Source organism: Altererythrobacter epoxidivorans, from assembly GCF_001281485.1.
GTDB lineage: Bacteria > Pseudomonadota > Alphaproteobacteria > Sphingomonadales > Sphingomonadaceae > Erythrobacter > Erythrobacter epoxidivorans.
In genome coordinates this window covers 2752208-2771543 of sequence record NZ_CP012669.1, presented here as the reverse complement: position 1 = coordinate 2771543, position 19336 = coordinate 2752208, and the positions used below count along the sequence as shown (strand labels likewise).

Sequence of the window (19336 nt, the reverse complement as noted above, 5' to 3'; positions counted from 1 at the left end):
GGCGGAGCGGGAGGGACCGTGAGGTCCGCTCCCCTTATTCCGCCGCCTCCGGCCACTGATCGTCCTCGCCGTCTTCTCCGTCGCTGAGCGACTTCAATTCGACGTTGAGGCCAAGGCTGCGCATTTCCTTGACGAGAACGTTGAAGCTCTCCGGAATGCCCGCTTCGAAGGTGTCGTCGCCCTTGACGATCGCTTCGTAAACCTTGGTACGGCCGACCACGTCGTCCGACTTGACGGTGAGCATTTCCTGCAGCGTGTAGGCAGCGCCGTATGCCTGCAGGGCCCAGACTTCCATTTCCCCGAAGCGCTGGCCGCCGAACTGCGCCTTACCGCCCAGCGGCTGCTGGGTGACGAGGCTGTAGGGACCGATCGAACGGGCGTGGATCTTGTCGTCGACGAGGTGGTGCAGCTTGAGCATGTAGATGATGCCCACGGTGACCTTGCGGTCGAAGGCTTCACCCGTGCGACCGTCGTAGAGGGTCGACTGGCCCGAGCCATCGATGCCGGCCTTCTGCAGCTGGGTCGTCACGTCGCTTTCGCGAGCACCGTCGAACACCGGCGTACCCATCGGGACACCCGTGCGCAGGTTGCCGGCCAGCTCGACCACTTCGGCAGTCGAACGTGCTTCGATTTCGGCATGGTACTGCTCGCCGTAAACGTCCTTGAGCTTTTCAATGACGGCTTCCGGCGGCTTCGCATTGGCATAATCTTCGGCAGCGTTCGGGTTCGCTTCACGCCACGCATCGAGTGCGTCGCTGATTTCGTGGCCGAGGCCGCGGGCAGCGAAGCCCAGGTGCGTTTCGAAGATCTGGCCGACGTTCATACGCGAAGGCACGCCCAGCGGGTTCAGCACCAGGTCGACCGGCGTACCATCTTCGAGGAACGGCATGTCTTCGGCCGGAAGAATGCGGCTGATGACACCCTTGTTACCGTGACGGCCGGCCATCTTGTCGCCCGGCTGCAGCTTGCGCTTCACCGCTACGAAGACCTTGACCATCTTGAGCACGCCCGGAGCCAGTTCGTCACCGCGCTCGAGCTTCTCCTTGCGGTCCTCGAACTTGTCTTCGATGACCTTCACGGCTTCGTCGTACTGCGACTTAACCGCTTCGATCTGGGCCTGACGGCCGTCGTCGGCAACCGCGAACTTGAACCATTCGTGGCGTTCGATGCTTTCGAGCAGTTCCTCGTCGATCACCGTGCCCTTCTTCACGCCCTTCGGCGCCGCCGAAGCGGTCTGGCCGACGAGCATGTCGCGCAGGCGGTTGTAGGTCGCCCGGTTGAGGATGGCGCGTTCGTCCTTGCTGTCCTGGCGCAGACGCTCGATTTCCTCGTGCTGGATGGCACGCGTACGGTCGTCGATCTCGATACCGTGACGGTTGAAGATACGAACGTCCACGATCGTGCCCGAAGTGCCCGGCGGCAGGCGGAGCGAAGTGTCGCGCACGTCGCTGGCCTTTTCACCGAAGATGGCGCGCAGCAGCTTTTCTTCCGGCGTCATCGGGCTTTCGCCCTTCGGGGTGATCTTGCCGACCAGGATATCGCCCGGGTGCACTTCTGCACCGATATAGACGATGCCCGCTTCGTCGAGGTTGCGCAGGGCTTCCTCGCCAACGTTCGGGATGTCGCGGGTGATGTCTTCCGGACCAAGCTTGGTGTCGCGGGCCATGACCTCGAATTCCTCGATGTGGATCGAGGTGAACACGTCGTCCTTCACGATGCGTTCGGAGATCAGGATCGAGTCTTCGTAGTTGTACCCGTTCCACGGCATGAAGGCGACGAGGCTGTTGCGGCCCAGTGCCAGTTCGCCGAGATCGGTCGAAGGACCGTCGGCGATGATGTCACCGTCTTCGATCACGTCGCCAACCTTCACCAGCGGACGCTGGTTGATGCAGGTCGACTGGTTCGAACGCTGGAACTTCTGCAGGCGATAGATGTCGACACCCGACTGGCCGGGTTCGACATCGCCGATGGCGCGGATCACGATACGGGTCGCGTCGACCTGGTCGACGATACCGCCGCGGCTGGCAGTGATCGCGGCGCCGCTGTCGCGGGCCACGGTTTCTTCCATGCCGGTGCCGACCCAGGGTGCTTCCGCCTTCACGAGCGGAACGGCCTGGCGCTGCATGTTCGAGCCCATGAGTGCGCGGTTGGCGTCATCGTTTTCCAGGAATGGAATGAGCGATGCGGCGACCGAAACCAGCTGCTTGGGCGAAACGTCCATCAGCGTGATCTGTTCGCGCGGAGCCATCAGGTTGTCGCCGTGCTGGCGGGCCGAGATGAACTCTTCGACGAAGCTGCCGTCGTCGTTCAGTTCGGCCGAAGCCTGTGCGACGGTGTGCTTCTGCTCTTCCATCGCCGACAGGTAGACGACTTCGTCGGTTACCTTGCCGTCCACGACCTTGCGGTACGGGGTTTCGATGAAGCCATACTTGTTGACGCGGCTGAACGACGCGAGCGAGTTGATCAGACCGATGTTCGGGCCTTCAGGCGTTTCAATCGGGCAGATACGGCCATAGTGCGTCGGGTGAACGTCGCGGACTTCGAAGCCGGCGCGCTCGCGGGTGAGGCCGCCCGGGCCAAGCGCCGAAACGCGGCGCTTGTGGGTGACTTCCGACAGCGGGTTGGTCTGGTCCATGAACTGCGAAAGCTGCGAAGAACCGAAAAACTCGCGCACTGCGGCCACGGCAGGCTTCGCGTTGATCAGGTCGTTCGGCATGACGGTCGAGACATCGACCGAGCTCATGCGTTCCTTGACCGCGCGTTCCATGCGCAGCAGGCCGACGCGGTACTGGTTTTCAAGCAGTTCGCCGACCGAACGGACACGGCGGTTGCCGAGGTTGTCGATATCGTCGACTTCGCCCTTGCCGTCCTTGAGGTCGACCAGTTCCTTGACCACGGCGAGGATGTCTTCCTTGCGCAGCGTGGTCACGGTGTCTTCGGCGTCGAGGCCGAGACGCATGTTGAGCTTCACGCGGCCGACGGCCGAAAGGTCGTAACGCTCGCCGTCGAAGAACAGGCCTTCAAACAGGGCTTCTGCGGTTTCCTTTGTCGGCGGTTCGCCCGGACGCATGACCTTGTAGATAGCCTCGAGGCCTTCGTCGCGGTTCTCGGCCTTGTCGACCTTGAGCGTGTTGCGGATCCACGGACCGGTGTTGACGTGGTCGATGTCGAGCAGGTCGAGCTTGTCGATCCCTGCGCCGTCGAGCATCTCGAGGTTCTCGGGCGAAACTTCGTCGCCTGCCTCGATGTAGATGCGGCCGGTCTTCTCGTCGATCAGGTCGTTGGCGGCATAACGGCCGAAGATTTCCTCGGTCGGGAGCAGCAGGGTCGCAAGACCGTCCTTCGATGCCTTGTTGGCAGCGCGCGGGCTGATCTTCTGGCCGGCAGGGAATACTTCCTCGCCAGTCTTGGCGTCGATCAGCGGGAATGCCGGCTTCTGGCCGCGCCACTGTTCGGGCACGAACGAAATCTGCCAGCCGTCCTTGGCACGTTCCCACGACACGGTGTCGTAGAAATAGTGCAGGATTTCTTCGCTGTCCTGGCCCAGCGCATAAAGAAGCGCGGTGACCGGCAGCTTGCGCTTGCGGTCGATACGGACGTTGACGATGTCCTTGGCGTCGAATTCGAAGTCGAGCCACGAACCGCGGTAAGGAATGACGCGTGCGGCGAACAGCAGCTTGCCCGAGCTGTGAGTCTTGCCGCGGTCATGGTCGAACAGCACGCCCGGCGAGCGGTGCATCTGCGACACGATGACGCGTTCGGTGCCGTTGATGATGAAGGTGCCGTTCTCGGTCATGAGCGGCATGTCGCCCATGTACACGTCCTGCTCCTTGATATCGAGGACCGAACGGGTTTCGGTTTCCTGGTCGACCTCGAATACGATGAGGCGCAACGTGACCTTCATCGGGGCGGCATAGGTGATGCCGCGCTGGCGACACTCGGTGGTGTCGTATTTCGGGTCTTCGAGTTCGTAATGGACGAAGTCGAGTTCGGCAGTGCCGGCGAAGTCGCGGATCGGGAAAACGCTACGCAGGGTTTTCTCGAGGCCGGAAACGTAACCCGTGTCCTTGTCAGAGCGAAGGAACTGTTCGTAGCTCTCGCGCTGCACCTCGATCAGGTTCGGCATCTGCACCACTTCGTGGATGTCGCCGAAAATCTTGCGGATACGCTTCTTGGCGGTTCCCTGCGTCTTGGGGGACTTTGCTTTGGTTGCCATGGAGGATGTAGCCTCTTTCAATAATGCCGCGGCCGGGCAGCCGGGCGTCCGTGAACTCTTAATCGGTCACGCGTGAAGGCTCCGGATCACGGGACGCAAAAAGGCCGCAGCGATGGACGCACCGAACCCGGTGCGCTGCTGCAGCTCTGGACTTGCGTCGCGATTATGGAGCCCGCCGATTCCATTCCTTGACCGAAACCCGCGCATGAATCGGTCTTGCTCGAAGCGTGCGGTTGGACGTGCATGTAGGATTTGAGTCCCGAACCGTCAACCGTTCGCAGGCGCGGAAACACGCTCGCAACCCGCAGAAGCGCGTTATTTCTGCATTTCGATATGGCATATATTGTTTTTCGATATTATTGATTGACAATATGGCGAATCGCACTTATTGATTATCGATATTGAAGATCAAGGAGTTCGATAAATGACGCAATCACCATCCCGCTCGATCGCTGCCATGCTGGCCGCGTTCCTCATCACCATCGTCTCGATGCAGGCCGTCGTGACGGTACCGCCGGCCCAGGCTTCGGTCGTCTCCGCGCCTGTCGCAGCCTGACATTCCAACCAGAGAAAGGGTTCGTCATGAATACGATCAAATCCGACCCGCTGCTCGCGATTGCCAAGGGCATCATCTACTTCATGATGGGCGTCATGGCCGTGGGCGGTATCGCAGTTGCCATCGCCGCACCGGCACTGTTGGTCTTCTACCAGAAAGCCATGTCCCAGATCGCCGAAGCCGGCGCACCGCCAGCTACCTACTGGCTGATCATCGTCCTGCTCGTCGTCGTTGCAGGGCTGATCTACCTCGGCTTCCGCTTCTTCCGGCACATGCTGCACATTGCGCAGAGCGTGGGTGAAGGCGATCCCTTCGTGCCCGCCAATGCCGACCGCCTGAACGCGATGGCCTGGATCATGCTGACGATCACGCTGGCCTCGATCCCCGTCACCGCGCTCGGTGCCTATATCACCAAGCTCGCTGGAGAAGACACGGCCCAGATCGACGTCGGCTTCGATGGAGGCGGTATCGTCCTCATCCTGACGCTCTTCGTCCTCGCCCGGGTGTTCCGCAAGGGAACCGAAATGCGCGCCGACCTCGAAGGGACCGTGTGATGCCAGCAGAAGAAGGAACCAAGATCATGGTCAAACTAGACGACCTGCTCCATGCCCGCCGCATGACCCTGACCGAACTGGCGGAACGTGTCGGCCTCACCCTCGCCAACCTGTCGATCCTCAAGACCGGCAAGGCCAAGGCAATCCGGTTCTCCACGCTCGAGGCGATCTGCCGCGAACTCGAGTGCCAGCCGGGCGACCTGCTCGCCTATGACGAGAAGGCCGCGTGATGCTCACGCAGGAAATCGTCAATGCGCTTGTGCAGTTGCTGCTGGTCATGGCGATTTCCGCTGCCGCCTGGGCGATCTTCGCCCGGCGGCACTCGCCGTTTCGGGAATGGCTCGGCCTGGTGAAACCCGCGAAGGGCTGGCTCGTCCCCTCCCTTCTACTGACAGTGGCAGTGGTGGCCATCACTGCGCCCCTGTTTCTGGTCGGCCCGCTGGCCGAGCTTGCAACAGCAGAAGGAACGGTAGGAGGGAATTTTGCTCGCAGCGGAGGATCGCCGGCGACCTATGCGACCATCCTGGTGGTTGCTTTCATCAAGACAGGGCTGACGGAAGAGATATTCTTTCGCGGGTTGATCGCCCGGCGGCTCATCACGAAGCTCGGCTTCAAGGTCGGCAATGCGGTGCAGGCAACGCTGTTCGGCGTCATCCACCTGGCGCTGTTTGCTTCCCCGGAAGCACCCCCTGCGACAATCGCACTGGTGTTCCTGGTGTTCGGCGTTCCGGCCGCAGCTGGCTGGCTGATGGCATGGGCAAACGAACGCTATGGTGGCGGGTCGATCGCACCAGGCTGGCTGATGCATGGCGCCGGAAACGCGATCGCCTACTCCGCTTTCCTCGGCTGAGGCGCATACTCACCTGACCGCTCGAGCCACATTGCCATTCCGCGCGACGCAGGACCCACCTCCTCGAAGCCGTATTGGGCATAGAGGCGGTGGGCCTCTCCGTCCGCAATCAGGCTGACATAGGCACTTCCCGGCACGATCCCGGCCAGCCGCTCCTTCAGGGCGGCCATTATCGCCTTTCCCAGCCCCTGGCCGTGGAGCCGTGGCTCGACTGCGATATCGACCACCTGGAAGAACAGGGCACCGTCACCAATGACCCTTCCCATGCCGACGATCCCCTGTCCTTCCGTCACGACGACAGCGACAGAACTGTTGGGCAGTCCCGCCTCTGCACTTGCGCGATCGCGCGGGGTCAGCCCCGCCACTTCACGAAGGCGGAGATAATCCTCGACCGGAGGAATGCGGTGTTCGATCGTGAAGCGCGTCGTGTCCATGCGGTGGTGATGGCAGGCGGCTGGCGATCAGACAATCGCGCAGGTCAGGAACCCGATCGCTTGCTGCGTGTTTATCATCGACCTGAAAATCGGGGTCGAACAATACAGGGGAATTGAAATGAAGAAGCTCGTACTCGTTGCTGCATCGCTCGCCTTCGCACTGTCCGCTTGCGACAGCCCGGCCGAAGAAGCTGCAGAAAACGCAGACGACATCGCCGAAGCGCAGGCAGAAGTGATGGACGCTGAAGCTGGCGTCGCAGAAGCGCAGGCCGATCTTGCAGAAGAAAAGGCCGACGCGGCGACCACCGAAGCCGGTGAAGCTGCCGCAGAAGCCGATGCTGCCGCTCTCGAGCAGAAGGCCGAGAAGCTTGAAGACACTGCTGACGGCATCTGATCGTATTAGCAGACACTAAAAACGGCGGCCCCGCGCACCTTCCATGGTTCGCGGGGCTGCTTCGTTTCGGCTTGACTCTGCGCCTCGTTGAAGCCAAAGGCGCGCACCGACCGAAGGGTTCGCCCCCGAGGTCATCCGTCCGAGACAGTTGCTGAGCGGAATTTGCCGTTCTTAATTTGCAGCCTAGACGGGGAAAAGAGATTTTCATGGTGGGCCACAGGCCTGCCGTTTCGCGCCATAGGGCGCACTCCTTCCCCATCAACGGACTCGCCCGTGTTGCTTTTTGCAGCATGGACAAACGTAGCCGATCCCGGCGGAGCCATCCGGCGGGGTCATAGTGAAGGAGTATGGCATGGATCGTTCGCAGAAAGCCGATTCGGTCGCCCAGCTCAACGAAGTCTTCAGCCAGGCTGGCGTGGTCGTCGTGACCCGCAACCTGGGCCTTTCGGTCGCACAGTCGACCGAATTGCGTACGAAGATGCGTGAAGCAGGTGCGTCCTACAAGGTAGCGAAGAACCGTCTCGCCAAGCTCGCTCTCGATGGTACCGATTATGCCGGTATCGCCGACCATCTCAACGGCCCGACCGCCCTCGCATACAGCGAAGACCCGGTTGCAGCCGCCAAGGTGGCAGTGGAATTCGCCAAGACGAACGACAAGCTCGAAATCGTCGGTGGTTCCATGGGAGCGACCGTGCTCGACGAAGCAGGGGTCAAGGCACTCGCCTCGATGCCGAGCCTCGACGAGCTGCGTGGCAAGATCGTGGGCCTCGTCAACGCGCCGGCAACCAAGGTTGTCCAGCTCGTCAACGCACCCGCAAGCAAGCTCGCTCGTGTCTTCGGCGCATATGCCGCCACGGAAGCCGCGTAAGAGCTGGTTCTCGCACAGAACACATATTCATCGGGGCAGAGCCATTCCGGCACCCCGGCCTATTATTTGGAGTGAAACATCATGGCTGATATCGCCAAGCTTGTTGAAGAACTGTCGAAGCTGACTGTCATGGAAGCTGCTGAGCTTGCCAAGGCACTTGAAGAAGAGTGGGGCGTTAGCGCCGCCGCTGCTGTTGCTGTTGCTGCACCTGCTGGTGGTGGCGACGCTGGCGCCGCTGCTGAAGAGAAGGACGAATTCGACGTCATTCTCACCGGCGACGGTGGCAAGAAGATCCAGGTCATCAAGGAAGTCCGCGCCATCACCGGTCTCGGCCTCACTGAAGCCAAGGCTCTCGTCGAAGGCGCGCCGAAGGCCCTCAAGGAAGGCGTCAACAAGGCAGAAGCCGAAGAAATCAAGGGCAAGATCGAAGCAGCTGGCGGCACCGTCGAACTCAAGTAAGAGTTCGCGTCGCTACGACGTTTCGAACCCATTGGTTCAAGAGAAAGGGCGGTACCTCCGGGTGCCGCCCTTTTTCGTATGCGCACCAGATGGCCGCGGCGCTATTTCAGCGTCTTGAGGTAATCGATCACTTCCTGCCGTCTTGCGGCATCCTTGACCCCTGCAAACGACATCTTGGTGCCCGGCACCACCGACTGCGGGTTCTCGAGATAGGCACCAAGCGTTACCTCGTCCCACGTCAGGCCGGATTCGCGCATGGGCGTGCTGTAGGCGAAATCGCCGACATGGCCGGCGGATGCTCCGAAAACGCCCGCGAGGGACGGGCCGATCATGTTCTTGCCCATTTCGACCGAGTGACAGGTCTTACACTGGGTGAAGGCGGCCGGGGCTGCATTGCCAGCAGACGCCACGTCTGCGTCCGCTTCGGGCGCCACATCAACCGCCGCCGTTTCGTCAGCCTCGGGCGCGGCATCGTCATACGGCGCTTCCCCTGCGGGTTCATCGGCCGAACCGCCACACGCGGACAAAACCAGCACCATTGCAGACGCTATGGGCAATTTCACAAAACGCATTCCCCGTCTCCTTCTCGTCTCACCTCGCCATAGTGACGCACGCAGAGCAAAGGTCGATGGTCGCAGGTCAAATTTGGCGTGATTTTTTAAAACCGCCTTCCCTGCCGCAAGGAAAAGCGACTGTGGCCCTTTGGCCGCGCATAAGCGAGGAAAACGGGCCGCCGCGCGCAACCCGCTTTGGCAATTCGTCCATCGGACGTATCCGGTCCGGCTGTCCGGTGCATGGGCAGCACCGGTATGATGCATGACGCACACCCCCTGAAGCCCCTGCCGATCGGCAGCGACGGCTGGCGTGACGAGATTGTCGCGACCTTCAAGCTTGCCTGGCCTCTTGCTGCGGCGAACCTGTTGCAGATGCTGGTCCACGCAGTCGACGTGATCTTCGTCGCGCGGCTTGGCGAGGTCGAACTCGCCGCATCTTCGCTCGCCATTGCGATATTCGGCCTCACCATGTGGAGCCTCAGCGGACTGACCGGCATCGTCGCAGCCCTGATCGCAGAGGAACTTGGCCGCCGCCGCCATGCCGTGCGCGAGGTGCGCCGCTCGGTACGCATGGGCATGTGGCTCGCCGTCTTCTCGGGCCTGCTCGGCATGATGTTGTGCCTGTTCGGCGAGGATATCCTGCTTGCCACAGGTCAGGATCCGCTGATCGCAGGGCGGGCAGGTGACTTCCTGGCGATCATCCTGTGGGCGATGATCCCCATGCTGCTCGCCAATGTGCTGCGCAATTTCGTTTCGGCGCTGGGCCGCCCGGTCTTTGCAACCGCCATCACGGGGCTAGCACTGGGGGCGAGCCTGCTGGGCAATTACGCCTTCGTGTTCGGCAATTTCGGCGCGCCCGCACTCGGCCTCGAAGGCTCCGCGCTCGCCAGCGTCACCACGTCGCTGTTTATCCTTGCCTGCTATATCATCGCGATCGCCTACGACCGCCGGATGCGGCGCTATCGGATCTTCGGGAACTGGTGGCGGCCAGAGTGGGAACGCTTCCGCGAACTGATCCGTGTCGGCTCGCCGGTCATGATCATCATCATCGCCGAAGCCGGACTGTTCAGCGGCGCTGCGTTTCTGATGGGCAATATCGGGGCGAGCGAGCTTGCGGGCCATACCGTAGCTTTGCAGGTGGCGGCGCTCGCCTTCCAGGTTCCCTTCGGGATCGGCCAGGCGGTGACCATCCGGGTCGGCTATCATTATGGTGCGCGCGACCGCGATGCCATCGGCCGCGCCGGCTGGGTGGGTATCGCGATGGGCGGCGGCTTCATGTGCCTGACCGCTGCCGCCATGCTGCTGGCACCCTACCAATTGCTGCAAATCTACGTCGATCCGACGGTTGCGGCGAACGCAGCGATGGTCGGGTTTGCGATCAGGTACATGAAGGTGGCAGCCGCATTCCAGTTGTTCGACGGTATCCAGGCAGTCGCGGCAGGCGCACTGCGCGGATTGCAGGACACGCGGGTGCCGATGATGATCGCCATCTTCAGTTACTGGGTGCCCGGATACGGAGTCGCCATCTGGCTCGGCTTTTACTCTCCGCTGGAGGGCACCGGCGTCTGGGTCGGGCTTGCCACAGGGCTGGTGTTTGCGTCTGTCTTGCTGACAGGGCGGTGGATGCGCCGCGACCGGATCGGGCTGTCGAAGCACTCCGCCTGATCTGGTTCATGCCCTGCCTGACAGGGCGCAACTTTTTTAGCTGAACCCCAGTTGACTCGATGAAGGCGCATCCCCAAATGCGCCCTGCTGGCACTCTCGGGTGGAGAGTGCCAACCGATTATTCAACCTTACGAGAGAGGTCATCACTATGGCATTTCGTCCGCTGCACGACCGCGTTCTGGTCCGTCGCATCGAAGCCGACCAGAAAACCGCTGGCGGCATCATCATCCCCGACAGCGCCCAGGAAAAGCCGAGCGAAGGCGAGATCGTCGCCGTCGGTAACGGTTCCAAGGGGGAAGACGGCAGCGTCACTCCGCTGGACGTCAAGGCTGGCGACCGCGTGCTGTTCGGCAAGTGGTCGGGCACCGAAGTCAAGATCGACGGCGAAGACCTGCTGATCATGAAGGAAAGCGACATCATGGGGATCATCGGCTGATCGCCGGGCCCTGACGCTTTCCCACCAAGACTAGAATTTCAGGAGAAACAAACATGTCTGCCAAGGACGTAAAGTTCGGCCGCGATGCCCGTGAAGGCATCCTTCGCGGCGTCGACACCCTCGCCAATGCCGTCAAGGTCACGCTGGGCCCCAAGGGCCGCAATGTCGTGATCGACAAGAGCTTCGGCGCCCCCCGCATCACCAAGGACGGCGTCACCGTCGCCAAGGAAATCGAACTGACCGACAAGTTCGAGAACATGGGCGCGCAGATGATCAAGGAAGTCGCATCGAAGGCGAACGACGCCGCCGGTGACGGCACCACCACCGCTACCGTTCTCGCCCAGGCGATCGTCAACGAAGGCATGAAGTCGGTTGCCGCCGGCATGAACCCGATGGACCTGAAGCGCGGCATCGATATCGCCGTCACCAAGGTTGTCGAAAACCTGCAGGGCCGTTCGAAGGACGTGTCGGGCAGCGAAGAAATCGCCCAGGTCGGCGTGATCTCCGCCAATGGCGACCGTGAAGTCGGCGAAAAGATCGCCGAAGCCATGGAAAAGGTCGGCAAGGAAGGCGTGATCACCGTTGAAGAGGCCAAGGGTCTCGAATTCGAACTCGATGTCGTCGAAGGCATGCAGTTCGACCGCGGCTATCTCTCGCCCTACTTCATCACCAACCCGGACAAGATGACGGTCGAACTCGAAAACCCGTACATCCTGATCCACGAGAAGAAGCTGTCGAACCTCCAGTCGATGCTTCCGGTGCTCGAAGCAGCTGTCCAGTCGGGCCGCCCGCTCCTGATCATCGCCGAAGACATCGAAGGCGAAGCGCTGGCGACCCTCGTCGTCAACAAGCTGCGCGGCGGCCTCAAGGTTGCAGCGGTCAAGGCTCCTGGCTTCGGCGATCGTCGCAAGGCCATGCTGCAGGACATCGCGATCCTGACGCAGGGCGAAATGGTCAGCGAAGATCTCGGCATCAAGCTTGAGAACGTCACGCTGGGCATGCTCGGCCAGGCCAAGAAGGTCTCGATCGACAAGGACAACACCACCATCGTCGATGGCGCCGGTTCGGCCGACGACATCAAGGCACGCGTCGGTGAAATCCGCGCGCAGATGGAAAACACCTCGAGCGAATACGACCGCGAAAAGCTGCAGGAACGCCTAGCCAAGCTTGCTGGCGGTGTTGCAGTGATCAAGGTCGGCGGTGCAACCGAAGTCGAAGTGAAGGAACGCAAGGACCGCGTCGACGACGCTCTCCACGCCACCCGCGCAGCCGTCGAAGAAGGCATCGTCCCGGGCGGCGGCACCGCGCTGCTCTACGCGACCAAGGCTCTCGAAGGCGTCACTGGCGCGAACGACGACCAGACCCGCGGTGTGGACATCGTCCGCCGCGCCATCCAGGCCCCTGTCCGCCAGATCGCGACCAATGCCGGTCACGACGGTGCGGTCATCTCGGGCAAGCTGATGGATGCCAATGACGAATCGCTCGGCTTCAACGCTGCGACCGACACCTACGAAAACCTCGTCGCTGCCGGCGTCATCGATCCGACCAAGGTCGTTCGCACCGCGCTGCAGGATGCAGCTTCGGTTGCCGGCCTGCTGATCACGACCGAAGCCGCGATCACGGACAAGCCGGAAGACAAGTCCGGCCCGGCAATGCCCGACATGGGCGGCATGGGCGGAATGGGCGGCATGGGCTTCTAAGCCCGGTTGCCATAACCGATCAGAAGGGCCCGGTGGAGCGATCCGCCGGGCCTTTTTCTTTGCCGATTTGCAATTGACGGGAAATTTGGTCACCTTGTCCGAACAGGGGGACGAGACATGAAGAAATTCTTCGCACTAATTCTGGTCGTTTTACTGAGCGGTTGCACGACAACGCAGGTAGGTTCGATTTATCGACCCTATTTTGGTTCGGACAAACGACCCAGAGACATTCTGGTTACGATCGACGGAACCGGGAACAGCCAGATCTCTCGAACCAATGCGGCGCGCCTCTTCGAGATTGTCGATGCCCGTGCGACGAGCCCTTCCGGGAACGAGCTGGCCACCTATTACGGCGAGGGCGTCGGAAGCGAAGGCGAACTGCTCGGCCTCGCTGCCGGTTCGGGGATGAGCGAGGATATTCGCAACGCCTATACTTTCCTGACCCGTACCTATCGTCCGAAAGATCGCCTCGTGCTGAGCGGCTTCAGCCGCGGTGCCTATGCCGTAAGGGCGCTCAACGGCATGATCGCAGTGGCAGGCATACCCGACCTTTCGGGTCGATCCCCCAGGGATCGCAAGCGCATCGTGAAGAAGCTGTTCAAGGCCTATCGGAACACCCCGCGCGGTAACATGGACATTCCGGCACGCTTCGAATTGCGGCTGTCCCGGGTGATGGATGTCTATCGCGAGGAAGGCATCACGCCGCCGCAAGTCAATCACGAGACGCCGGTTCTGGCCATGGCGATCTGGGACACGGTGGAAGCGATGGGCTGGCCCGATTATTCGATCAAGCCCGACGAACGCGACCGGCATTACTACCTGACCAATTGCAACGTCGGGACGACCTTCCACGCGATGGCACTCGACGACAACCGTGCCTACAGCTTCACCCCGACTTTCGCGAAGGGTGAAAAGAACTTCGCCATGTGTCCCGAGCGCCAGCGGACCGGTGCCGTCGACGAGGTCTGGTTCGCGGGCGCACATGCCGATGTCGGCGGCAGCTATGCGCCCGACGACCATATCGAAGGCCACTTGCCCGGTGTCTCGATGAACTGGATGCTGCAACGCATGGCCTCGATCGGCTTCGTGCCTGAAGGGACCAGCGTGTTCGCCGATCCAATGGGGCCGATCCACGATGCCAAGGCGAACAACCCTGCCTACAAGATCCTCGACCGACACTTCCGCTATCCGATGGAATATGGCGAGGTAATGGAGATGAAGGCGAAACAGCAGTTCCATCGCACAGCTGTCGAACGTCTTGAGCAGGCGCTCCAGATAGACCGGCACTTTGCGCAATGCCGCGACGGCAAGCTTGGACGGACGATGCTGTGCGGACACCAGCTCAGGGTATTCGGCCCAGTGGCGGAATTGCGCGATCGGGGATGCCTGGTCGAGACCGCTACTGGCTATCGGCTGAAGAAGGACCAGCCGTGCATAGAGGTGGTCGACTAGGGCACCGAACAGCAGGTTCTGACCCGAATGCGGCAACCAAGGGGCGTCTGAAGCGTTGTCCGGGTAACTGCAATCAAACGGGAGAGCCGAGACATGAAACTACCCCACAAAGCCCACGTCGCCATGGTCGATGGCGAACATTTCACTCTTTTCCGCAACACCGGACAACCCTTCGAGCCCAAGCTGGAAAAGGAAGAAAACCCGGAACTCGACCCGACAAATTTCAGCGCCGGCGTTCGCCATCAGGATGAAATCGGCCAACGTCATGGACGGACCGACCTGGAAGAACTCGCGCATGGTGCTGCGGCCGCCGAATGGCTGAACCGCAAGGCAATTGCCGGTTCGATCGACGACATCCTCATCATCGCGGACCCGAAGACGCTGGGTGAAATGCGTCACCACTACCATTCGGAACTGAAGGGGCGACTGGTCGGCGAAATCGCCAAGACATTGACCGGGGAACCTATAGCGAAGATCGAAAAGGCTATCGAAACAGCCTGATCGCGGTGTTCAGGCGGGCGACGATGAATCTCATCGCTCGCCATGAACATTTCATCGCGCCACAGCGTAAAACTCTTGCTTGAACGAATCCGGCCCCGTTAATCTCTTCATAACCATGCGGGATTTAACGTGACGTAATGCTGAGCCGATTGAAGAAAGCCACTTTTTCATCAGTTGCCGCACTCGCCGCGCTGCTTGCGGCGCCTACCTACGCCCAGAGCACCAATCTCGAAGCTGCGTTCGACCAGGCGCTCGGCACCGAGCTGCGCGTTCCGCAGACTTATGACGCAATCTACGACAGTTCGTTCGAGCGCCGCATTGCCCAATTGGCAGACGGCGACCGCGGGCGCATCGGTGTTGCCGCAATCGACCTCGCCACCGGCGAAGAGGTCGCAATCCTCGGCGACCAGCTGTTTCCGATGGCCTCGACCAGCAAGATCGCGATCGCCGCGACCTATCTCGAACTGGTCGAAAAGGGGAAATACTCGCTGACCAGCGAATTCCCGCTGATGATCCCGGTAAGTTCGGCCCGGTTCTCCAGCTCGAAAGCGCCCGTCCGCAAGGGCGAGTACATGCAGGCGATCGACCTGATCGAGATCATGATCACCCGCTCCAGCAATCCGGCAACCGATGCCCTGCTGGCTGCAGTCGGCGGGCCCGACAAGGTCAACGACTGGGTTCGCCGCCAGGGGATCAAGGAATTCAGCATCGATCGCGACATCGCCACGCTGGTGCGTGACGACGGCGAATTCGATCCGGCTTATTATATCGACAAGCGGGACGCCGCCACGCCGCGTGCCATGGTCGAACTTCTTCGCGGGTTCTACCAGGGCAAGTATCTTTCGGCGGATAGCCGCCGCGTGCTGCTGGGCGCGATGAGCCGCACGCGCACCGGCAAACGCCGCATCGTGGCCAACATGCCTTCGGATGCGCGCGTCAGCCACAAGACCGGATCGCTCAACAACACGTCGAGCGATATCGGCATCATCGAGGCTCCCGATGGCCGTGCCATTGCCGTTGCCATCTATGTGACCGGACAGGGATCGCGCCTTGAACGCGAAAATCGCATCGCGAGCATCGCCCGTGCGCTCTACGATGGGTTTGCCAGCCGGGCCCGCACGCGCGGTCCGGTGTGGACCAGTGCCGACCACAACGGCGGCTAGCGCCTAGTTTCCAAAAATGCTGGCAGCTGGAACGCGGGTCACTCCGCGATGAGCCTGCATGCGCCATTTGCTTGGCCGAGCCGGCAAAACATGGCGCGCATAAGAAAAGGGCGGCACCGAAGTACCGCCCTTCCCTAAAATCGAAAATCGATCTTCCGAATTAGTCAGCCTGAGCTTCTGCTTCGGTTTCGCCTTCGACTGCAGCTTCAGCTTCAGCAGCAGCTTCGTCAGCAGCAGCAGCAGCTTCGTCAGCAGCTTCAGCGGTTTCAGCGGTTGCTTCTTCAGCAACTGCTTCAGCGTCAGCAGCCATCGAATCGGCGGTTGCTTCAGCTGCGTCTTCGGTCTGTTCCGAGCAAGCAGCGAGGCCGAGAGCCGAGGTGGCGATTGCGGCAGCAAGAACGATCTTACGCATAGGTATAATTCCTTGATCAGCGAGTGATGAACATGACCGCCACAATTGCGGCAATCATGCAAAGCCAGCCTTTGATCAGGTCAGCTTCGGGGGGCGTAAATAATGGCCATTTTGTGACCATGCAAGCGGATTCGCCACATTTGGCCATTTTTCTGCCTTATTTCGACCGGCGCATGACACACCTCAACAGGCAAATTAGGCGGCGCCTGCCAGCTCGCGAAACCGGCTTACCAGCAGGTGAAAGCGCTGCTAGCAAGCCTGCATGGCGCAGCAGCAGCATCTCTATCTCGTCGACGGTTCTTCCTACATTTTCCGTGCTTACCACCGCCTTCCCCCGCTGACCGATCCGGAAGGAACGCCGGTTGGTGCGGTCTATGGCTACACCACCATGCTGTGGAAGTTGGCGGACGATCTCGACAAGGCTGAGGGACCCACGCACCTTGCCGTGATTCTCGACAAGGATTCGCAGAGTTTCCGCAACGAGATCTACCCCGAATACAAGGCGAACCGGCCCGAGCCACCCGAAGACCTGCGGCCACAATTCCCGCTGATTCGCGATGCGACCCGCGCTTTCAGCCTGCCCTGTATCGAGGAACAGGGGCTGGAGGCGGACGACCTGATCGCGAGCTATGCCCGCGCTGCCCAGCGCGAAGGGTGGAACGTAACCATCGTGTCTTCGGACAAGGACCTGATGCAATTGGTCGGCGAAGTCGATGGCCCGAACGGACCGGCGCGCATCGACATGCTCGATACGATGAAGAGCCAGCGCATCTACATTCCCGAGGTCGAGGAAAAATTCGGCGTCGCCCCGGAACTGGTCGGCGACGTGCTGGCGCTGATGGGCGACAGCGTCGACAATATCCCGGGCATCTATGGCATCGGGCCCAAGACCGCGAGCAAGCTGATTGCCGAGCACGGTTCGCTCACCGCGGCGCTAGACCAGGCGCCGGAAATGAAGACATCGAAGCTCAAGGAACGCCTGATTGAAGGGCGCGGCGATGCCGAACTCAGCCGCATCCTCGTAACGCTGAAGGAAGACTGCGAACTTCCCGAGCCGCTCGACGACTTCAAGCTCGACGGCGTACCGCCCGAACCGCTCGCCGCCTTCCTCGAAAAGCACGGCTTCACCTCGCTCCTGCGTCGGCTCGATGCCGGCAAGGGCAGCCCGGACCGCCCCAACAACCTCAATCCGGTCAAGCAGGAAACCGCGTCGGACAAGGGCGCGCCCGAGGGCAATCGCCAGCCTATGCCCGAAATGCCTGCGGTCGATCGCAGCGCCTACGAAACCGTCCAGACGATCGAGCGACTGGAGCACTGGGTAGCCCGCGCACATGCCAGCCAGCAAGTTGCGGTCGATACGGAAACGACCTCGCTCGACTGCATGGTATGCGACCTCGTCGGCGTCAGCCTTGCACTCGGACCGAACGATGCCTGCTATATCCCGCTGGGCCATGGCGGCAGCGACATGTTCGCGGAACGGCCCGAGCAGATCGAAATGTCTGTCGCACTGGCAGTGCTGAAGCCGCTGCTCGAAAACGACGCGGTGGTGAAGATTTTCCAGAACGGAAAATACGACCTCAATGTCCTCGCCCGGAACGGGATCGAAGTTTCCCCGATCGAGGACACGATGATCATCAGCTTCGACCTCGACGCGGGCCGCAGCCAGGATGGCATCGGCGGCGGGCATGGCATGGATGAATTGTCCGAGCGCCACCTCGGCCACACCTGCCTGTCGTTCAAGGACATCTGCGGTACCGGCAAGAAGCAGATCCCGTTTGCCGAAGTACCGCTCGACAAGGCGACCGAATACGCGGCCGAGGATGCCGACGTCACCTGGCGGCTGTTCCAGCATCTCAAGCCGCGGCTGGCGATAGAAGGCGGTACGAAAATCTATGAGCGGGTCGATCGCCCATTGATCCCGGTCGTCGCTTCGATGGAGCGGGAAGGGATCAAGGTCGACCGCGCACGACTTGCCAAGCTGTCGGAGGAATTTGCAACCGAAACAGCGCGTCTCGAAAAGGAAATCCACCAGCTGGCGGGTGAGGAATTTACCGTCGGCAGCCCCAAGCAGCTGGGCGATATCCTGTTCGACAAGCTTGGCTACAAGGGCGGCCGAAAGGGCAAGAGCGGACAGTACTCGACCGACCAGAGCGTGCTCGAGAAGCTTTCGGGCGAAGGTGCCGACATCGCCAAGCTGGTGCTGGAATGGCGGCATCTTGCGAAGCTCAAGTCGACCTATACCGATGCGCTGCAGGCCCAGATCAATCCGGACACTGGCAGGGTGCACACCAGCTACAGCCTCGTCGGTGCGCAAACCGGGCGGCTGTCCTCGACAGATCCGAACCTCCAGAACATCCCGATCCGCACCGCCATCGGTCGGCAGATCCGCGAAGCATTCGTTCCCGAAGCGGGCAATGTCCTGCTCGCGGCCGACTATTCGCAGATCGAGTTGCGGCTAGCGGCGCACATGGCCGATGTCGAAACCCTGAAAGAGGCATTCGCTGCGGGCGAGGATATTCACTCCCGCACCGCGACCGAGATGTTCGGGGAAGTGACCCGGGATACGCGCGCGCGTGCCAAGACAATCAACTTCGCTATCCTCTACGGTATTTCGCGCTGGGGACTTGCGGGGCGTCTGGAAGTCGAGCCGGACGAAGCGCAAGCGATGATCGACACCTATTTCCAGCGCTTCCCGGGCATCCAGCGATACATCATGGAAACGCTCGAGACGGTGCGCGAACGCGGCTATTCGGAAACGCTGTTCGGGCGCAAGACGTGGTTCCCGCGGATCAATTCCAAGAACCAGGCCGAACGCCAGGGTTCGGAACGCGCTGCGATCAACGCTCCTATCCAGGGCACCAGTGCCGACATCATCAAGCGGGCGATGGCGCGCATGATGCCCGCGCTCGAGGATGCAGGCCTCGGCCGGGTCCGCATGTTGCTGCAGGTGCACGACGAACTGGTCTTCGAACTTCCCGAAGAGGACGTGGAGGCTGCCAGCCCGATCATCGAGAAAGTCATGGCCGAAGCAGCCCGTCCCGCCGTGGAACTGTCGGTGCCGCTGGGCGTGGAGATCGGAACCGGGGCATCGTGGGACGCCGCGCACTGATCCCGCTTGTCGC

The 19336-nt window shown here is 61.3% G+C and carries 18 protein-coding genes; 14 read left to right on the top strand and 4 right to left on the bottom strand.

Translation table 11 applies throughout. The annotated features are described in order from the left end of the window. Positions 1-34: 34 nt before the first annotated feature. Entirely contained in the window at positions 35-4216 is a 4182-nt protein-coding gene (rpoB, locus tag AMC99_RS13690) for a DNA-directed RNA polymerase subunit beta (protein WP_061927427.1), read from the bottom strand. A gap of 424 nt (positions 4217-4640) precedes the next feature. Here rpoB and AMC99_RS14280 point away from each other — a divergent pair, with 424 nt between their 5' ends. From AMC99_RS14280 to AMC99_RS13675, 4 genes are read left to right on the top strand one after another with little or no spacing between them, the layout of a single operon-like run. Then, entirely contained in the window at positions 4641-4772 is a 132-nt protein-coding gene (locus AMC99_RS14280) for a hypothetical protein (protein WP_257719953.1), read from the top strand. Positions 4773-4798: 26 nt separating this feature from the next. Next, entirely contained in the window at positions 4799-5326 is a 528-nt protein-coding gene (locus AMC99_RS13685) for a DUF2975 domain-containing protein (protein ID WP_061927425.1), read from the top strand. Then, complete coding sequence (locus AMC99_RS13680) at positions 5326-5556, top strand: helix-turn-helix domain-containing protein (protein ID WP_061927423.1); 231 nt, start codon at positions 5326-5328, stop codon at positions 5554-5556. Before AMC99_RS13685 ends, AMC99_RS13680 begins: the two co-directional genes overlap by 1 nt. Then, on the top strand, positions 5556-6176 hold the full coding sequence (locus AMC99_RS13675; protein WP_061927421.1) for a CPBP family intramembrane glutamic endopeptidase: 621 nt from the start codon (positions 5556-5558) through the stop codon (positions 6174-6176). Before AMC99_RS13680 ends, AMC99_RS13675 begins: the two co-directional genes overlap by 1 nt. On the opposite strand, the gene AMC99_RS13670 is transcribed toward AMC99_RS13675, so the two are convergent. Further along, positions 6155-6610: a GNAT family N-acetyltransferase gene (locus AMC99_RS13670; protein WP_061927419.1), complete on the bottom strand. Its 456-nt coding sequence runs from the start codon at positions 6608-6610 to the stop codon at positions 6155-6157. The two genes, AMC99_RS13675 and AMC99_RS13670, sit on opposite strands and share 22 nt — an antisense overlap. 118 nt (positions 6611-6728) lie before the next feature. Between AMC99_RS13670 and AMC99_RS13665 the strand changes: the two genes are divergently transcribed. From AMC99_RS13665 to rplL, 3 genes are all read left to right on the top strand, one after another. Then, entirely contained in the window at positions 6729-7004 is a 276-nt protein-coding gene (locus tag AMC99_RS13665) for a hypothetical protein (protein ID WP_157058336.1), read from the top strand. 352 nt (positions 7005-7356) lie between these two features. Then, positions 7357-7872 carry a 50S ribosomal protein L10 gene (rplJ, locus tag AMC99_RS13660; protein WP_061927415.1) on the top strand — a complete coding sequence of 172 codons (516 nt, stop codon included), beginning with the start codon at positions 7357-7359 and terminating at the stop codon, positions 7870-7872. A gap of 81 nt (positions 7873-7953) precedes the next feature. Further along, positions 7954-8331, top strand: coding sequence for a 50S ribosomal protein L7/L12 (gene rplL, locus AMC99_RS13655; RefSeq protein ID WP_061927413.1), 378 nt, complete (start codon positions 7954-7956; stop codon positions 8329-8331). Between the two features lie 101 nt (positions 8332-8432). Here the strand turns inward: rplL and AMC99_RS13650 are convergent, their stop codons facing one another. After that, positions 8433-8903, bottom strand: coding sequence for a c-type cytochrome (locus AMC99_RS13650; protein WP_198143542.1), 471 nt, complete (start codon positions 8901-8903; stop codon positions 8433-8435). A 240-nt stretch (positions 8904-9143) separates the two neighbouring features. Here AMC99_RS13650 and AMC99_RS13645 point away from each other — a divergent pair, with 240 nt between their 5' ends. The 6 genes from AMC99_RS13645 to AMC99_RS13620 all read left to right on the top strand — a co-directional run bounded on the left by AMC99_RS13645 (position 9144) and on the right by AMC99_RS13620 (position 15802). Beyond that, on the top strand, positions 9144-10550 hold the full coding sequence (locus AMC99_RS13645; RefSeq protein ID WP_061928078.1) for an MATE family efflux transporter: 1407 nt from the start codon (positions 9144-9146) through the stop codon (positions 10548-10550). Between the two features lie 148 nt (positions 10551-10698). Beyond that, positions 10699-10986 (top strand): co-chaperone GroES, encoded by a 288-nt coding sequence (gene groES / locus AMC99_RS13640; RefSeq protein WP_061927410.1) that lies wholly within the window; start codon positions 10699-10701, stop codon positions 10984-10986. A 53-nt stretch (positions 10987-11039) separates the two neighbouring features. Beyond that, positions 11040-12686: a chaperonin GroEL gene (groL, locus tag AMC99_RS13635; RefSeq protein ID WP_061927408.1), complete on the top strand. Its 1647-nt coding sequence runs from the start codon at positions 11040-11042 to the stop codon at positions 12684-12686. A gap of 117 nt (positions 12687-12803) precedes the next feature. Continuing rightward, positions 12804-14138 (top strand): phospholipase effector Tle1 domain-containing protein, encoded by a 1335-nt coding sequence (locus AMC99_RS13630; RefSeq protein WP_061927406.1) that lies wholly within the window; start codon positions 12804-12806, stop codon positions 14136-14138. Between the two features lie 93 nt (positions 14139-14231). Next, positions 14232-14639 carry a baeRF12 domain-containing protein gene (locus AMC99_RS13625; RefSeq protein ID WP_061927404.1) on the top strand — a complete coding sequence of 136 codons (408 nt, stop codon included), beginning with the start codon at positions 14232-14234 and terminating at the stop codon, positions 14637-14639. 137 nt (positions 14640-14776) lie between these two features. Continuing rightward, positions 14777-15802 carry a serine hydrolase gene (locus AMC99_RS13620; protein ID WP_061927401.1) on the top strand — a complete coding sequence of 342 codons (1026 nt, stop codon included), beginning with the start codon at positions 14777-14779 and terminating at the stop codon, positions 15800-15802. Positions 15803-15962: 160 nt separating this feature from the next. Here AMC99_RS13620 and AMC99_RS13615 read toward each other — a convergent pair whose 3' ends face one another. Next, entirely contained in the window at positions 15963-16214 is a 252-nt protein-coding gene (locus AMC99_RS13615) for a hypothetical protein (RefSeq protein ID WP_061927399.1), read from the bottom strand. A 262-nt stretch (positions 16215-16476) separates the two neighbouring features. Between AMC99_RS13615 and polA the strand changes: the two genes are divergently transcribed. Continuing rightward, a complete protein-coding gene (gene polA, locus AMC99_RS13610; RefSeq protein WP_061927397.1) occupies positions 16477-19323 on the top strand; it encodes a DNA polymerase I in 2847 nt (948 codons plus the stop codon). Positions 19324-19336: the final 13 nt, after the last annotated feature.

Coding starts and splice junctions, on each gene's coding strand:
- rpoB (WP_061927427.1), bottom strand. CDS start 4,216: ATGGCAACCAAAGCAAAGTCCCCCAAGACGCAGGGAACCGCCAAGAAG.
- AMC99_RS14280 (WP_257719953.1), top strand. CDS start 4,641: ATGACGCAATCACCATCCCGCTCGATCGCTGCCATGCTGGCCGCGTTC.
- AMC99_RS13685 (WP_061927425.1), top strand. CDS start 4,799: ATGAATACGATCAAATCCGACCCGCTGCTCGCGATTGCCAAGGGCATC.
- AMC99_RS13680 (WP_061927423.1), top strand. CDS start 5,326: ATGCCAGCAGAAGAAGGAACCAAGATCATGGTCAAACTAGACGACCTG.
- AMC99_RS13675 (WP_061927421.1), top strand. CDS start 5,556: ATGCTCACGCAGGAAATCGTCAATGCGCTTGTGCAGTTGCTGCTGGTC.
- AMC99_RS13670 (WP_061927419.1), bottom strand. CDS start 6,610: ATGGACACGACGCGCTTCACGATCGAACACCGCATTCCTCCGGTCGAG.
- AMC99_RS13665 (WP_157058336.1), top strand. CDS start 6,729: ATGAAGAAGCTCGTACTCGTTGCTGCATCGCTCGCCTTCGCACTGTCC.
- rplJ (WP_061927415.1), top strand. CDS start 7,357: ATGGATCGTTCGCAGAAAGCCGATTCGGTCGCCCAGCTCAACGAAGTC.
- rplL (WP_061927413.1), top strand. CDS start 7,954: ATGGCTGATATCGCCAAGCTTGTTGAAGAACTGTCGAAGCTGACTGTC.
- AMC99_RS13650 (WP_198143542.1), bottom strand. CDS start 8,903: ATGCGTTTTGTGAAATTGCCCATAGCGTCTGCAATGGTGCTGGTTTTG.
- AMC99_RS13645 (WP_061928078.1), top strand. CDS start 9,144: ATGCATGACGCACACCCCCTGAAGCCCCTGCCGATCGGCAGCGACGGC.
- groES (WP_061927410.1), top strand. CDS start 10,699: ATGGCATTTCGTCCGCTGCACGACCGCGTTCTGGTCCGTCGCATCGAA.
- groL (WP_061927408.1), top strand. CDS start 11,040: ATGTCTGCCAAGGACGTAAAGTTCGGCCGCGATGCCCGTGAAGGCATC.
- AMC99_RS13630 (WP_061927406.1), top strand. CDS start 12,804: ATGAAGAAATTCTTCGCACTAATTCTGGTCGTTTTACTGAGCGGTTGC.
- AMC99_RS13625 (WP_061927404.1), top strand. CDS start 14,232: ATGAAACTACCCCACAAAGCCCACGTCGCCATGGTCGATGGCGAACAT.
- AMC99_RS13620 (WP_061927401.1), top strand. CDS start 14,777: ATGCTGAGCCGATTGAAGAAAGCCACTTTTTCATCAGTTGCCGCACTC.
- AMC99_RS13615 (WP_061927399.1), bottom strand. CDS start 16,214: ATGCGTAAGATCGTTCTTGCTGCCGCAATCGCCACCTCGGCTCTCGGC.
- polA (WP_061927397.1), top strand. CDS start 16,477: ATGGCGCAGCAGCAGCATCTCTATCTCGTCGACGGTTCTTCCTACATT.